Origin of the sequence: Thauera terpenica 58Eu (assembly GCF_000443165.1) — a bacterium.
GTDB lineage: Bacteria > Pseudomonadota > Gammaproteobacteria > Burkholderiales > Rhodocyclaceae > Thauera > Thauera terpenica.
In genome coordinates, this window is record NZ_ATJV01000013.1 from 56,211 (window position 1) to 71,432 (window position 15,222).

A 15,222-nucleotide genomic window follows, 5' to 3' on the forward strand; every position below is an offset into this window, starting at 1 on the left:
CGGCAGAAGACAAGGCACTGGCGGGATATGGTTTAATCCTTGGCCATGAGCACGACATTTCACAATATTGCCCTCGTGGGCAAATATCAGAGCCCTGACGTGGCCGAATCCGTGATGGCGATCGCGCGCTTCCTGCGCGAACGTGGGCTGATGGTATGGATCGAGCAAGGGACGGCGAGTTCCATCGGCGGCGCAGGCGACTTTCCGGTTTCCAGCTACGAGAACATCGGCAGCGAAGCCGACCTCGCGGTGGTGGTCGGTGGCGATGGCACCATGCTGCATACGGCGCGGCGCCTGGTTGAATATGGCGTGCCACTGGCCGGCGTCAATCTCGGGCGCGTGGGCTTTCTGACCGATATCGCGCTCAAGGATGCGAACCACTATCTGGGTGAGATCGTCGATGGGCGCTTCTGTGAGGAGACGCGATTCCTGCTCGATGCCGAGGTGTTGCGCGGCGGCAAGCGTGTATTTCAGACGCTGGCGCTCAACGACGTCGTCGTCAACAAGGGAGAGCTCGGTCGGATGATTGAATTCGATCTGTCGATTGATGGCGAGTACGTCTATACCCAGCGCTCAGACGGCATGATCATATCGACCCCGACCGGATCGACCGCGTATGCCATGTCGGCCAATGGGCCGATTCTTCACCCCAGCGTCGGCGGCATTGCATTGGTGCCCTTGTGTCCCCATGCGCTCACGGCGCGACCGATCACGCTGCCTGACCATTGCTGCATCGAGATCGAGTTGTTGCCGCCGCAGGATGCGCGCGTCCATTTCGATGGTCAGGCACGTTTTGACCTGAGGGCGGGCGACTGTGTGCGCATAATGCGATCGCAGCACGCCTTGCGCCTGCTGCATCCGGAGCGCTACAGTTATTTCGCCATGCTGCGTGAGAAGCTCCACTGGAGCGCCACGCCGCGGCACAATTGAGCACGCACACACTTTTGCGGCGAGCCTGCAGCAGGGCGCCCACCGCCGTGCTTGATCGACAGTTGCTCCCCATTTTTTGTGACCCACCATGCTGAGAAGCCTTTCCATTCGCGATTTCGTCATCGTCGATCATCTCGATCTCGAATTCGATCGGGGCTTCGGCGCGCTCACCGGTGAAACCGGAGCAGGCAAATCCATTCTGCTCGGCGCACTGGGGCTGGCGCTGGGTGGGCGCGGCGAGGCCGGCATGGTGAGGCGTGACAGAGAACGTGCCGATGTGGTGGCAGAGTTCGATCTGCCCGAACGAGGGGGCTTGCGGGCCTGGCTCGCCGAGCACGATCTTGTGGCGGACGAGGGGAGCGTGCTGCTGCGGCGCACGATCGACGCCGCTGGGCGTAGCCGTGCGTGGATCAACGGTAGCAGTGTGACGCTTGCCCAGCTGCGAGCGGCGAGTGACTGGCTCGCCGACATCCATGGTCAGCACGCACACCACGCCTTGCTCAGGCCCGACGCGCAGCGCGCCCTGCTCGATGCCCATGCTGGCGCCCGGGGCCTGGCCGCCGAGGTGGACACGCTCTATCGTGCCTGGCAGCAGCTTGTCCGGTTGCAGGCTGAGGCCGAGGCCCGATCGGCGAACTCTGCGCGCGAGCGTGAATTGCTCGGGTGGCAGGTCAGGGAACTCGATGAGCTCGCATTCGATGCCAGCGAGTGGGGTGAGCTCAATGCCGAGCACAGCCGCCTTGCCCATGCCGCGAGCCTGATGGAGGGGGCGGACGAAACCCTGGCGGGTCTGGGTGAGGGTGAGCTCGCGGTGTGTGCAATGCTGCGTCACTTCGACTCCCGTGTGGCGGCCTTGACCGAGATCGACCCCTCCCTGACGGATGTACGCGAGTTGCTCTGCAGCGCTGCGATCCAGGCCGACGAGGCCTTGCACGCCCTGCGCCGCTATCGCGAGCGCCTGGATCTGGAGCCACAACGCCTCGCCGAGATCGAGAGCCGGATTGCGGCGGTGACCGGTGTGGCGCGCAAATATCGTGTGGTGGTGGACGATCTGCCTGAGTTGCGTACGCAATCGCAGGCGCGCCTGCACGCTCTGGAGGCGAGTTCGGATCCGGCGCGTCTGGCTGCCGAAGAAGCGCGCGCGCGCAAGGCATTCGAGCTTGCCGCTGCCCGCTTGTCAGCGCTGCGAAAGCCGGCTGCAGCGGCGCTCTCTGCCGAGATATCGGACGCCATGCAGACCCTGGCGATGGCGGGTGGACGTTTCGAGGTGGCGCTCGAAGCCTGTGCGCCCGCGGCGACCGGGCTTGAAAGCATCGAGTTCCGCGTTGCAGCCAACCCTGGGCAAGCGCTACGCAGCATGGCCAAGGTGGCTTCGGGGGGCGAGCTTTCCCGCATCGGGCTGGCAATTCAGGTCATGACCAGCCGAGCATCCGACACCCCGACGCTGATCTTCGATGAGGTCGATGTCGGTATTGGTGGCCGTGTGGCGGAGATCGTCGGCAAGCTGCTGGCGCGTCTGGGCGAGGACAGGCAGGTGATGTGCGTGACGCACTTGCCGCAGGTTGCAGCCTGCGCCGATTGGCAGTGGCGGATTGCGAAGCGCGAGCAGGCTGGTGAAACCTTGAGCGAGGTGCGGACGCTGGAGGCGAGCGAGCGCGTCGAAGAAATCGCGCGCATGCTGGGCGGCGTGAACATCACCCCGACGACGCGTCAGCATGCCGCCGAAATGCTCGGCCGCAAGGCTCCCGGGGAGGTGGCTGGCCAGGAGGCCAAGGCCTGAGGCGTGAGGACGTGCCCGTCGTGCCGGCCGCGCAGCCTTGGGCCCGCTGTCGCGCTACGCTGAGTCATTCGTCCGTGCTGCGATTGGGGCAGTTGTCGCGCGTGCAGTCGGCGTAAAGATAGAGTGCGTGTTCGCGCAGTTTGAATCCGCGCTCCTCGGCGATGGCGTTCTGCCGTTTTTCGATTTCTGCGTCGAAGAACTCCTCGACCTTGCCACACTGCATGCACACAAGGTGGTCGTGGTGGCCACCCTCGTTGAGTTCGAACACGGCCTTGCCAGACTCAAAGTAGTGGCGCTCGAGCAGGCCCGCCTGCTCGAACTGAGTCAGCACCCGATACACGGTGGCCAGGCCGATGTCCATGCCATCGTTCATCAGCGCACGGTAAACGTCTTCCGCGGTCAGATGTCTCTGGTCAGAGCTTTGAAAGAGATCGAGAATCTTCAGGCGGGGGTAAGTCGCCTTCAGTCCGATGTTCTTCAGGTTTTTTGAGTTGTCAAGCATGAGTCTTCGCGGAGATGTCCCTGTTGGTGGCCGTGAGAAGCAGGAGCGCGCGACCGGACAGTGCGCCGTGTAAAATCGCACTATGTTATATTTTTTGACCTTTACTGAGAACCGCGCGCCCCGTGCGCCACAACCTACGCCGACATGCGAACCTATCTTTCTGCGGCGATCCTCGCCTCCAGCCTGCTTGCAGGCTGCTCCTTCGACTCCATCGTTGGCGTGGTCGATCCCTATCGCATCGATGTGCGTCAAGGCAATTACGTTGACCAGGAGATGGTATCCCAGCTCAAGCGTGGCATGAGCCGTGATCAGGTCCGCTTCGTGCTTGGCTCGCCCCTGGTGGTCGACATGTTCCGCAAGGACCGCTGGGACTACGTCTACCGTTTCAAGCCCGGTTCTGGCGCCGCTGAACAGCGCGTGATCTCGGTGTTCTTCGTTGATGAACAGCTGCATCACGTCGAAGGCGATGTGGTGGGCGAAGGTGCTACGCCCGCCGCCGCCGTCGAGCGCAGCCGGGTGGTCGAAGTGCCGGCAGCAGTCGACGATTGATTTTTGCGTCCCGTCGATGGCGGGGCGCTGCTTTTTAGGATTTTGGTGATGGCTGACATTGGTGTTGCAATTGCCGGCGCATCCGGCCGCATGGGCAGGATGCTGATCGAGGCCGCGCTGGGGGCTGAAGGCATCACGCTCGCTGCGGCCTTCGATCGTCCCGGAACCGCCTTCATCGGACGTGATGCGGGTGAGATGGCCGGCGTGGTGACCGGCGTTGTCATCGTCGATGATGCACGGGCGGCGATAGCCGCGGCGGATTGCGTGATTGATTTCACTCGCCCGGAGGGCACGCTCGAGCACCTCGCGCTGGCGCGCGAGCTGGGCAAGGCGATGGTCATCGGTACGACCGGATTCGATGCCGGCGGCAAGGCCGAGATTGCGCGCGCCGCCGAGTCGGTGCCGGTGGTGTTCGCACCGAACATGGCGGTAGGGGTCAATGCGGTGTTCAAGCTGCTTGAGGTCGCCGCACGCATCCTGTCCGAGGGTTATGACATCGAGGTCATCGAGGCTCATCACCGCTTCAAGGTGGACGCGCCTTCCGGCACGGCGCTGCGCATGGGAGAGGTGCTGGCGCACGAGCTTGGACGTGATCTCGACACCTGCGCAATCTATGGGCGCGAGGGTTACACCGGCGAGCGCAAGGCGGAAACGATTGGTTTTGCCACGATTCGTGGTGGGGACGTGGTCGGTGATCACACGGCGCTCTTTGCCGGCATCGGCGAGCGTATCGAGATCACGCACAAATCGGGTAGCCGCATGCCCTATGCGCTGGGCTCCCTGAGAGCTGCACGCTTCCTGCAGGGGCGCGGCAGCGGTCTGTTCGACATGCAGGACGTGCTCGGCTTGCGCTGAGGCCGGAGATGGACAAGGCGTTGCGTAGCGAAGAGCGATGCGTGACCCCTGATGGTGCGCAGCCGAAGTGGCGCTGGCAAAGGCCAGGTAGCACGGCGGCACGCGACCGGCGTGCGGCTGCGCTGATTGCGGCGAAGGAGGCCGCCGAGGCTGCGAGCCGGGCCAAAGGCGACTTCCTGGCGAACATGAGTCATGAGATCCGCACGCCCATGAATGGCGTGCTGGGCATGACCAATCTGCTGCTCGATACCGAACTCACGCACGAGCAGCGTGATTACCTGAATACGGTGAAGTCGTCGGCCGAGGCGCTGCTCATCATCATCGATGACATCCTCGACTTCTCCCGCATCGAGGCCGGCCGTCTTGCCCTGGAAGAGGTCGATTTTTCGCCGCTTCAGCTGGTCGCGGACACCTGTCGTGCGCTGGCCTTCAAGGCGCATCAGAAAGGCGTCGAGCTGTTCTTCGCGCTCGCCCCGGAAGTCCCTTCGGTGGTGCGGGGTGATCCCACGCGCCTGCGCCAGGTCCTGATCAATCTGATTGGCAACGCAATCAAATTCACCGAGCGTGGCCAGATCGAGCTTGAGGTGAGGGTGGTCGCGCAGGCGGGCGCCGCCGTCGAGCTCCTCTTCGCTGTGCGCGACAGTGGCTGCGGCATCCCGCCTGACAAGCTCGAAAGCATCTTCGAGGCCTTCACCCAGGCTGACAGTTCGACCACGCGAAGATTCGGTGGAACGGGGCTTGGGCTGACCATCTCGCGACATCTGGTCGGATTGATGCAGGGTCGTATTGAAGTGCGCAGCGAGCCCCTGCAGGGGAGCACCTTTTCAGTGGTGTTGCCGCTCGTGCTTGTCCAGCCCGCGGTTTTTGTCCGCATGTCCTTGCTCGATCAGGCCCACGTACTGATCGCCGCGTGCAATGAAATCCTGGGTCAGCACCTGTGCGACGTGCTCGCGCGTCACGGCGCTCGTGCTCAGCTCGCCTGCAGCGGGGAGGCCGTGGAGGCCGCGCTTGTGGCTGCGCATGAGGACAATGATCCGTTTCACTTTGTCCTCATGGACGCTGACATGCCTGACCCCGGCGGCTTTGCGCTGGCAGAGCGCTTTGCCAGGGAGACGCCCTTCATTGACCGGTTCGTGATGATGATTTCCAGCCATCTGCAGCGCGTCAATACTGCACGCTGTGAGGAGATCGGTTTGCCAGTGCGCTTGTCGAAGCCGTTTGCCGTGGAGGACTTGCTCGGTGCGCTGCAACTCGCCAGTCAGGGGCTGTCAGGCCGGCGGGTGGGGGCAGAGAGCGCCACCGATGTCGCTTTCGAACTGGCGCCCCCGCTGGCGTTGGACGAGGCGAGTGCACAGGCGCAGAGCACTGCTCTCGCCGTTCTGGTGGTGGAGGACAATCCGGTCAATCAGACCGTTGCCAGGCGTATTCTCGAAAAGGCGGGTCATCATGTGACCATCGCCAACAACGGCGCGGAGGCGCTTGAGGCCTTCGATTCCAGGCACTTCGACCTCATCCTGATGGATGTGCAGATGCCCGTGATGGGCGGCATCGATGCAACGCAGGCTATCCGTGCACGCGAGGCCAGGCGCAGCTGGGTCATTCAGGGGGACTGGCGACCGACGGCGATCATTGCAATGACCGCGCATGCGATGGCCGGTGACCGCGAGCGCTGCCTCGAGGCCGGAATGGATGACTACGTTTCCAAGCCGATCGATGTCAACGCCTTGTTCGCAGCGATTGATCGTGTTCTCGGTCGCCCTGCACTCGATGACAGCGATGGTGATGTCAGCCTGCTCGAGATGGGAGAGGGCGACCGTCGCCAGATCGCAAATCTGGACGAGGCGCGCGCCATGTTCGACGGCGACGAGGACGTCGTGCAGCAGTTATTGGCGCTCTTCTTCCGCGATTTCGATCGCACCATCACCGATCTGCAGCGCGCATCGGCTGCACAGGATTACAAGCGCCTGGCCGAATTGTCCCATGCGCTCAAGGGTTCGGTGGGCTTGTTTGGTGCGCAACGCGCTACGGAGGCGGCAAAAACACTGGAACAGATGGCCAGAAGCGCTGACCCCGCCGCCGCGACCACGCAAGCGACGAAGCTCAGCGGTGAGCTGAAATTACTCGCTCAGGCCTTGCATCAGCATGAGAAAAAGCACTGAGAACCAATCCGCAGCCACGCAGGCGTCCCCGCGCAGGCGGAGCGTGCATGCCTGAGCCGGCCTTGCAGAGCGTGTTGAAGGTTTGCCATCGAACGCTCGAAAATATACAATCCGACGGTTTATCCAGCGGGATTGACCCAGGGGGCGGTCCCGCTTTTTTGCACGTTTCGGGGCGCGAATTCTCGTTAGTCCCTGATCTTAAAGCTGAATTCAGGAGTTTCTCGTGAGTGCATACCCGTCCGCCCTTCTTGCGCTTACCGACGGGACGGTCTTCCACGGCAAGGGCATCGGTGCGGTAGGCAGCACGGTTGGCGAGGTGGTGTTCAATACCTCGATGTCCGGTTATCAGGAAATCCTGACTGACCCGAGCTATTCGCGCCAGATCGTCACGCTGACCTACCCCCACATCGGCAATACCGGTGTCAATACCGAAGACGTCGAGTCCTCTCGGGTGCATGCCGCAGGGCTGGTCATACGCGACCTGCCCATCCTGCCGTCGAACTTTCGCATGACTCAGCGTCTTGATGCCTACCTCAAGACGGAAGGCGTCGTTGCCATCGCCGGGCTTGATACGCGCAAGCTCACCCGCCTGCTGCGCGAAAAAGGCGCACAAGCCGGCTGCATCGTGACCGCCGCCGAAGGTGAAGTCCTCAATGCCGAGTCGGCGATCGCCCAGGCTCGATCCTTTCCGGGTCTGAGCGGCATGGACCTGGCGCAGGTCGTCACTGCTGCCCAGGCCTATGACTGGACGCAGACCGAGTGGCGGCTGGGTGAAGGCTATGGCGAGCAGCACACGCCGCGCTTTCATGTCGTCGCCTACGATTTCGGCATCAAGTACAACATCTTGCGCATGCTCGCCGAGCGCGGTTGTCGCCTCACCGTAGTGCCGGCGCAAACGCCCGCACGTGACGTGCTGGCACTCAAGCCCGACGGCGTGTTCCTGTCCAACGGACCGGGCGACCCCGAGCCCTGCGACTACGCCATCGAGGCCATCCGCGAAATCCTTGGTGCACGCATCCCGACCTTCGGTATCTGCCTGGGCCACCAGTTGCTGGCGCTGGCCTCCGGCATGAAGACGATTAAGATGGGTTCGGGCCACCATGGCGCGAACCACCCGGTCAAGGACCTCGAAACCGGCAACGTGCTGATCACCAGTCAGAATCATGGTTTTGCGGTCGACGCGTCGACCCTGCCGGGCAACCTGCGCGTAACGCACGTATCGCTTTTCGACGGCACCAATCAGGGCATCGCCCGCACCGACGTACCGGCCTTCTCCTTCCAGGGGCATCCGGAGACGAGCCCCGGTCCGCGCGACGTGGCCTACCTGTTCGATCGCTTCATTGAGTTGATGGAAGCGGCCAAGACCAAGTAATACGGCATCCGGCACGCACAAGCCTGCCGTCACTGTTCGACTCCGGCGCACAAGGCCGGGTCAAGGAATCATCGAGGCAAGACAATGCCGAAACGCACCGACATAAAGAGCATCCTCATCATTGGCGCGGGTCCGATCGTCATCGGCCAGGCCTGCGAGTTCGACTACTCCGGCGCACAGGCCTGCAAGGCCCTGCGCGAAGAAGGCTACAAGGTCATCCTGGTCAACTCGAACCCGGCGACCATCATGACCGACCCGGAAACCGCCGACGTCACCTACATCGAGCCCATCACCTGGCAGGTGGTTGAGCGCATCATCGACAAGGAACGTCCGGACGCCATCCTGCCGACCATGGGCGGGCAGACTGCGCTGAACTGCGCACTCGACCTGGGTCGCCACGGTGTGCTGGAAAAATACAAGGTTGAGTTGATCGGTGCCTCCGAAGTCGCCATCGACATGGCAGAAGATCGCCTGAAGTTCAAGGACGCGATGACCCGGATCGGCCTTGGTTCGGCGCGCTCAGGCATCGCTCACAGCATGGAAGAGGCGCTTCAGGTTCAGGGCAGCATCGGTTTTCCGGCCATCATCCGTCCCAGTTTCACCCTGGGTGGCTCGGGTGGCGGCATCGCCTACAACATGGAAGAGTTCCACGAGATCTGCAAGCGCGGTCTCGAAGCCAGTCCGACCAATGAGTTGTTGATTGAAGAGTCGCTGCTGGGCTGGAAAGAATTCGAGATGGAGGTCGTGCGCGATCGTGCCGACAACTGCATCATCGTGTGTTCGATCGAGAACCTTGATCCGATGGGCGTGCATACCGGCGACTCGATCACCGTGGCCCCGGCGCAGACCCTGACCGACAAGGAATATCAGATCATGCGCAACGCCTCGATCGCGGTGTTGCGCGAGATCGGTGTTGAGACGGGTGGCTCGAACGTGCAGTTCGCGATCAACCCGGTCGATGGTCGCATGATCGTCATCGAGATGAACCCGCGCGTTTCGCGCTCGTCGGCGCTGGCATCCAAGGCGACCGGCTTCCCGATCGCAAAGGTCGCGGCCAAGCTTGCGGTGGGCTATACGCTGGACGAACTGAAGAACGACATCACCGGCGGTGCCACGCCGGCCTCGTTCGAGCCTTCGATCGACTACGTCGTCACCAAGATTCCGCGCTTTGCCTTCGAGAAGTTTCCGCAAGCCAACGACCGCCTCACCACGCAGATGAAGTCGGTGGGTGAGGTGATGGCGATCGGGCGCACCTTCCAGGAATCTTTCCAGAAAGCCTTGCGGGGTCTCGAAGTCGGCGTCTATGGGCTCGATGAGATCGAGGCCGACAGTTCGGATCTCGAGCACGAACTGGCGAGTGCCGGCCCGGAACGCATCTGGTACGTTGGTCAGGCCTTCCGCGAGGGCATGAGCCAGGAGCAGGTGTTCAACCTGACCAAGATCGATCCGTGGTTCCTGGCCCAGATCGAGGATATCGTGCTCTCCGAGAAGGCACTCGCCGGCCGCTCCTTGAAAGCCTTGCAGGCAGCCGAGTTGCGCGAGCTCAAGCGCAAGGGCTTCTCTGACCGCCGTCTCGCCAAGCTGCTCAACACCGACGAAACCGCAATGCGCCTGCATCGCCATGCCCTTGGTGTGCGTCCTGTGTTCAAGCGCGTGGATACCTGCGCGGCAGAGTTTGCCACCTCGACCGCGTACATGTATTCGAGCTACGAGGATGAGTGCGAAGCCCAGCCGAGCGACAGAAAGAAGATCATGGTTCTGGGTGGCGGCCCGAACCGGATCGGGCAGGGTATCGAGTTCGACTACTGCTGCGTCCATGCCGCGCTCGCGCTGCGCGAAGACGGCTACGAGACCATCATGGTCAACTGCAACCCCGAGACCGTGTCCACCGACTACGACACTTCAGACCGCCTGTATTTCGAGTCGATCACGCTTGAGGATATTCTCGAGATCGTCCATGTCGAGAAGCCGGTCGGGGTGATCGTGCAGTTTGGCGGCCAGACCCCGCTCAAGCGTGCGAAGGCGCTGGAAGCGAATGGCGTTCCCATCATTGGTACCTCGCCGGACATGATCGACGCCGCCGAGGATCGCGAACGTTTCCAGAAGCTGTTGATGGATCTGGGTCTGCGCCAGCCGCCCAACCGCACCGCGCGCACGCCCGAAGAGGCCGTGCGCCTGGCAGCCGAGATCGGCTATCCGCTGGTGGTGAGGCCGTCCTATGTTCTGGGCGGGCGGGCGATGGAGATCGTGCATGAGCAAAAGGATCTCGAGCGTTACATGCGTGAGGCAGTCAAGGTCTCCAATGAGTCGCCGGTGCTGCTCGACCGTTTCCTCAACGATGCGACCGAAGTCGACGTCGATGCCCTGTCCGACGGCAAGCAGGTGATCATCGGCGGCATCATGGAACACATCGAACAGGCGGGGGTGCACTCGGGCGACTCCGCCTGCTCGCTGCCGCCCTACACGCTGTCGGCCAAGCTGCAGGACGAACTGCGGCGCCAGACCGAAGCGATGGCACGCGCACTGAATGTCTGCGGTCTGATGAACGTGCAGTTCGCGATTCAGGGCGAAGGCGACAACGCGGTGGTCTATGTGCTGGAAGTGAATCCGCGTGCTTCGCGCACCGTGCCCTTTGTCTCCAAGGCCTGCTCGCTGCAGCTGGCCAAGGTGGCGGCACGTTGCATGGCAGGTCAGAGTCTGGCGAGCCAGGGCGTGACCAGCGAGATCATCCCGCCTTACTACTCGGTCAAGGAGGCCGTGTTCCCCTTCGTCAAGTTCCCGGGCGTGGATACCATTCTCGGCCCTGAGATGAAGTCCACCGGCGAGGTGATGGGGGTGGGCCGCAGCTTTGCCGAAGCCTTCGTCAAGAGCCAGATCGGCGCCGGTGTGCGCCTGCCGAGCTCGGGCACCGCATTCATCAGCGTCAAGCTGAGCGATCGTCCAGTGGCCATCGAGGTGGCCAAGGATCTGCATGAGCTCGGCTTCACGCTGGTCGCGACGCGCGGCACGGCATCGGTGATCGAGGCGGCGGGGATCCCCGTGGCGGTGGTCAACAAGGTCAATGAAGGGCGTCCGCACATCGTCGACATGATCAAGAACGGGGAGATATCGCTGGTGATCAATACCGTGGAGGAGAAGCGTCAGGCGGTCACTGATTCGCGCTCCATCCGCACCAGTGCGCTGGTGGCCAAACTGACGATCTTTACCACCATCGAAGGCGCGCGCGCAGCCTGCATGGGCATGCGCCAGATGGCCGACGGTCTCGACGTGTACTCCTTGCAGGCCTTGCACGCCGAGCTGAAGGGTATGGCATGAACAAGACGCCGCTGACCGTGACCGGTGCCGAGCGCTTGCGTGATGAGCTTCATCGCTTGAAGACCGTGGAGCGTCCGAACGTCATTGCCGCAATCGCCGAGGCCCGGTCGCATGGCGACTTGTCCGAAAACGCCGAGTACGATGCGGCCAAGGAACGCCAGGGCTTCATTGAAGGCCGCATCATGGAGGTTGAGGGCAAACTGTCGAACGCTCAGATCATCGACCCCCAGCTGCTTGATGCCGATGGTCGCTGCGTGTTCGCATCAACCGTCGAGCTCGAGGACCTGGATACAGGGCAGGTGGTCACTTACCAGATCGTCGGCGAGGATGAGGCGGACATCAAGGAGGGCAAGATTTCCGTGAGCTCGCCGATTGCGCGCGCCTTGATCGGCAAGTACGCGGGTGATGTTACCGAGGTGCAGGCGCCGGGCGGCGTGCGTGAATTCGAGATTCTGGACGTGCGCTACGTCTGAGCATCGCAGCCCGCTGCCCTGTTGAGGGCGCTACGGAAGGGCGGTCTGCGGACCGCCCTGCGTGTTAATGTGGCGGGCTTGCTTCAGCGACCACGATTTCCGCTGTTGGGGTTGCGGCCGCGCGGGGCTGAGCTTCGTGCCGGCGGGCGACGGGATTCGGCGTTGGCCTTTGCCAGCGCAGCGCGACGTGCGGCCGTTGCGAATGCTGAGGCCGATTTTGCAGTGGATGCCTTGGCTGTTGGCTTGTGTGCGGCGTGGGTCGGGCTTTTCTCTTCTTCGCGGCGCTCACGCCACACGACCAGGATGTTGCCGATGTGTTGAACCGCGGCGGCGGCGAGGGTTTCGCACAGTTCATTCATCAGGGTTTCGCGCTGTTCGCGCTCGCTGCCCTGAACCTTGACCTTGATGAGCTCGTGGGCCTGAAGCGCACGCTCGATCTCGGCCACGACGGCAGGGGTGAGGCCGTTGCCGGCAATCGTGACAACGGGGTTGAGGTGGTGGGCTCGCGCACGCAAATCGCGGCGTTGAACCGGGGTGAGTTCGGTCATTGAATCTCTCTGGATGCTTGAAGCTTAGGACCGCGGATTCTACTCCGATTACTAAAGGCGGACTTCTTCCAAGTCGATGAAAAAGAACAAGACAAATCGGGCCTGGGTGCATGATCACCTCAATGACCCCTATGTCCAGCGCGCTCGAGCCGAGGGCTATCGCGCGCGCGCGGCCTACAAATTGCTGGAGATTGACGAGCGTGACCACCTGCTCAAGCCAGGCGCCGTGGTCGTTGATCTGGGCTCGACCCCGGGCTCGTGGTGTCAGGTGGCGATCAGGCGTTGTGGGGCGAAGGGAAGGGTGTTTGCACTCGATATCTTGCCGATGGAGGAAGTGGCCGGCGTGGATTTCCTCCATGGCGACTTCTGTGATGATGCGGTGCTGGCCGAGCTTGAGTCGCGCCTTGAAGGCGCACGGGTTGACCTTGTGCTGTCCGATATGGCGCCCAACCTCTCGGGTGTGGCAGCAGTGGACCAGGCGCGCTCTGTGCACCTGTGCGAGTTGGCGCTGGATTTTGCCGTGCGCCACCTCAAGCCGGAAGGACAGTTCCTGGTCAAGATGTTTCAGGGCGAAGGCTTCATGGAATACCGCAAGCAGATGGAGGCCGCATTTGCGTCCGTCCAGGTGCGCAAGCCCAAGGCGTCCCGTGATCGCAGCGCAGAGGTCTATGTGCTGGGTAAAGGGCCGCGCGCACTGCAGTAAGGCGTCGGTTTGTCCAATCCGATCGTGGCTCGCGGTTTGCCCGCGGGAACGTTCGGCACTAGAATCGGTCAGTCGCGTACACGGCCAAAATGGCTTTTGAGGAACAGACAGTTGAATAATCTATTCAAAAACCTCGCGATCTGGATGGTCATCGGTGTCGTGCTGATGACTGTGTTCAACCAGTTCAACACGCGTCAAGTCGCGCCCAGCACGATGGAGTACTCCCAGTTTCTGGAAGAGGCCAAGGCGGGGCGTATCACCAAGGCGACGGTGGATGGTCGCTTGTTGCGCGCAGTGACCCAGGAAGGGCGTTCGATCACGGTGTATACGCCTGGAGTGCAGGACATCTGGATGGTGTCCGACCTGATGCGTTACGGGGTGCAGATCAATGCGACCAAGCCCGAGGAGGAGCAGTCCTTCCTCGCGAGCATCTTCGTGTCCTGGTTTCCGATGTTGCTGCTGATTGGCGTCTGGGTCTTCTTCATGCGCCAGATGCAGGGTGGCGGCAAAGGGGGTGCGTTCTCGTTCGGCAAGAGCAAGGCACGCATGCTCGATGAGTCCACCAACACCGTGACCTTCGCCGATGTCGCCGGTTGCGATGAGGCCAAGGAAGAGCTGGTCGAGATCGTCGAATTTCTGCGCGACCCGTCCAAGTTTCAGAAACTGGGAGGGCGTATTCCCAAGGGCGTGCTGATGGTCGGTTCGCCCGGCACGGGCAAGACCTTGCTCGCCAAGGCGATTGCGGGCGAGGCCAAGGTGCCGTTCTACTCGATTTCCGGCTCGGACTTCGTCGAGATGTTCGTGGGTGTTGGCGCTGCCCGTGTGCGTGACATGTTCGAGCAGGCGAAGAAGCAGGCGCCTTGCATCATCTTCATCGATGAGATCGACGCGGTCGGGCGCCAGCGTGGCGCTGGCATGGGGGGCGGTAATGATGAGCGCGAGCAGACCCTGAACCAGCTCCTCGTCGAGATGGACGGTTTTGAAGGCCAGACCGGTGTGATCGTGATTGCTGCGACCAACCGCCCGGACGTGCTTGATCCCGCGCTGTTGCGCCCTGGGCGCTTCGATCGCCAGGTCGTGGTTTCCTTGCCCGACATTCGTGGGCGTGAGCAGATTCTCAAGGTGCACATGCGTAAGGTGCCGGTTGCACCCGATGTCGAACCGCATGTCCTGGCGCGGGGCACCCCCGGTTTTTCGGGCGCTGATCTTGCGAACCTGGTGAACGAGGCGGCGCTGTTTGCCGCGCGTTCCAACAAGCGCCTGGTTGATATGGAAGACTTCGAGCGCGCCAAGGACAAGATCATGATGGGCGCGGAGCGCCGTTCAGTGGTCATGCCCGAGGAGGAGCGTCGCAACACCGCTTACCATGAGTCCGGCCACGCGGTGGTGGCCCGTCTCCTCGATAAGACCGACCCTGTGCACAAGGTCACCATCATTCCGCGCGGTCGTGCCCTGGGCGTAACGATGCAGTTGCCGACCGAGGATCGCTACAGCCAGGACCGCGATCGCTTGTTGCAGACGATCACCGTCCTGTTCGGTGGCCGGATCGCGGAAGAAATCTTCATGAAGCAGATGACCACCGGCGCCTCCAACGACTTCGCGCGCGCAACCGATCTTGCCCGCCGCATGGTTACTCAGTGGGGAATGTCGGACAGCCTTGGGCCCATGGTCTATGGCGAGGAGGAAGGGGAGATCTTCCTCGGCCGTCAGGTGACGACTCATCGCAATATGTCAGAGGCCACGATGCAGAAGGTCGACGGCGAGATCCGTCGCATCATCGATCAGCAGTACAGCCTCGCGCGCCGCCTGCTGCAGGAGAACAGCGACAAGGTTGAAGCAATGACCGCGGCGTTGCTCGAGTGGGAGACGCTTGACGCCGATCAGGTGAACGACATCATGGACGGCCGTCCGCCGCGTGCGCCCAAGCCTGTTTCAGTGCCGCCCAGTCGTCCCCGGGATGATGCGCCGGGTGCAGCGCCGACAGCGCCTGCGCCAGTGGCCTGAACGCTGTAAATCATTGATTCATCAACCTGGCG

At 62.4% G+C, this 15,222-nt stretch carries 12 protein-coding genes; 10 read left to right on the forward strand and 2 right to left on the reverse strand.

What is annotated here, in order from left to right; translation table 11 throughout:
• Positions 1-45 precede the first annotated feature (45 nt).
• Together M622_RS23115 and recN are read left to right on the forward strand one after the other, a co-directional pair.
• Positions 46-930 carry an NAD kinase gene (locus M622_RS23115; RefSeq protein WP_021247939.1) on the forward strand — a complete coding sequence of 295 codons (885 nt, stop codon included), beginning with the start codon at positions 46-48 and terminating at the stop codon, positions 928-930.
• A gap of 88 nt (positions 931-1,018) precedes the next feature.
• On the forward strand, positions 1,019-2,710 hold the full coding sequence (recN, locus tag M622_RS23120) for a DNA repair protein RecN (RefSeq protein WP_021247940.1): 1,692 nt from the start codon (positions 1,019-1,021) through the stop codon (positions 2,708-2,710).
• A 64-nt stretch (positions 2,711-2,774) separates the two neighbouring features.
• Here the strand turns inward: recN and fur are convergent, their stop codons facing one another.
• A complete protein-coding gene (fur, locus tag M622_RS23125; RefSeq protein ID WP_021247941.1) occupies positions 2,775-3,212 on the reverse strand; it encodes a ferric iron uptake transcriptional regulator in 438 nt (145 codons plus the stop codon).
• A 144-nt stretch (positions 3,213-3,356) separates the two neighbouring features.
• Between fur and M622_RS23130 the strand changes: the two genes are divergently transcribed.
• The 6 genes from M622_RS23130 (at position 3,357) to greA (ending at position 11,935) form a co-directional block, all read left to right on the forward strand.
• The gene (locus M622_RS23130; protein ID WP_021247942.1) at positions 3,357-3,761 is read left to right on the forward strand and encodes an outer membrane protein assembly factor BamE; all 405 of its coding nucleotides are present in this window, start codon (positions 3,357-3,359) and stop codon (positions 3,759-3,761) included.
• Positions 3,762-3,809: 48 nt separating this feature from the next.
• Positions 3,810-4,616 (forward strand): 4-hydroxy-tetrahydrodipicolinate reductase, encoded by an 807-nt coding sequence (gene dapB / locus M622_RS23135; RefSeq protein WP_021247943.1) that lies wholly within the window; start codon positions 3,810-3,812, stop codon positions 4,614-4,616.
• 41 nt (positions 4,617-4,657) lie between these two features.
• The gene (locus M622_RS23140) at positions 4,658-6,775 is read left to right on the forward strand and encodes a response regulator (protein ID WP_245543028.1); all 2,118 of its coding nucleotides are present in this window, start codon (positions 4,658-4,660) and stop codon (positions 6,773-6,775) included.
• A 223-nt stretch (positions 6,776-6,998) separates the two neighbouring features.
• On the forward strand, positions 6,999-8,147 hold the full coding sequence (gene carA, locus M622_RS23145) for a glutamine-hydrolyzing carbamoyl-phosphate synthase small subunit (RefSeq protein ID WP_021247945.1): 1,149 nt from the start codon (positions 6,999-7,001) through the stop codon (positions 8,145-8,147).
• Between the two features lie 84 nt (positions 8,148-8,231).
• Entirely contained in the window at positions 8,232-11,462 is a 3,231-nt protein-coding gene (gene carB, locus M622_RS23150) for a carbamoyl-phosphate synthase large subunit (protein WP_021247946.1), read from the forward strand.
• The gene (greA, locus tag M622_RS23155) at positions 11,459-11,935 is read left to right on the forward strand and encodes a transcription elongation factor GreA (protein WP_021247947.1); all 477 of its coding nucleotides are present in this window, start codon (positions 11,459-11,461) and stop codon (positions 11,933-11,935) included. Before carB ends, greA begins: the two co-directional genes overlap by 4 nt.
• 83 nt (positions 11,936-12,018) lie before the next feature.
• Here the strand turns inward: greA and yhbY are convergent, their stop codons facing one another.
• Positions 12,019-12,483: a ribosome assembly RNA-binding protein YhbY gene (yhbY, locus tag M622_RS23160; RefSeq protein WP_021247948.1), complete on the reverse strand. Its 465-nt coding sequence runs from the start codon at positions 12,481-12,483 to the stop codon at positions 12,019-12,021.
• Between the two features lie 76 nt (positions 12,484-12,559).
• On the opposite strand from yhbY, the gene M622_RS23165 reads away from it, so the two are divergent.
• Positions 12,560-13,186, forward strand: a complete 627-nt coding sequence (locus M622_RS23165; RefSeq protein ID WP_021247949.1) for an RlmE family RNA methyltransferase — start codon at positions 12,560-12,562, stop codon at positions 13,184-13,186.
• Between the two features lie 111 nt (positions 13,187-13,297).
• Positions 13,298-15,190 carry an ATP-dependent zinc metalloprotease FtsH gene (gene ftsH, locus M622_RS23170; RefSeq protein WP_021247950.1) on the forward strand — a complete coding sequence of 631 codons (1,893 nt, stop codon included), beginning with the start codon at positions 13,298-13,300 and terminating at the stop codon, positions 15,188-15,190.
• The last annotated feature ends 32 nt before the right edge of the window (positions 15,191-15,222 follow it).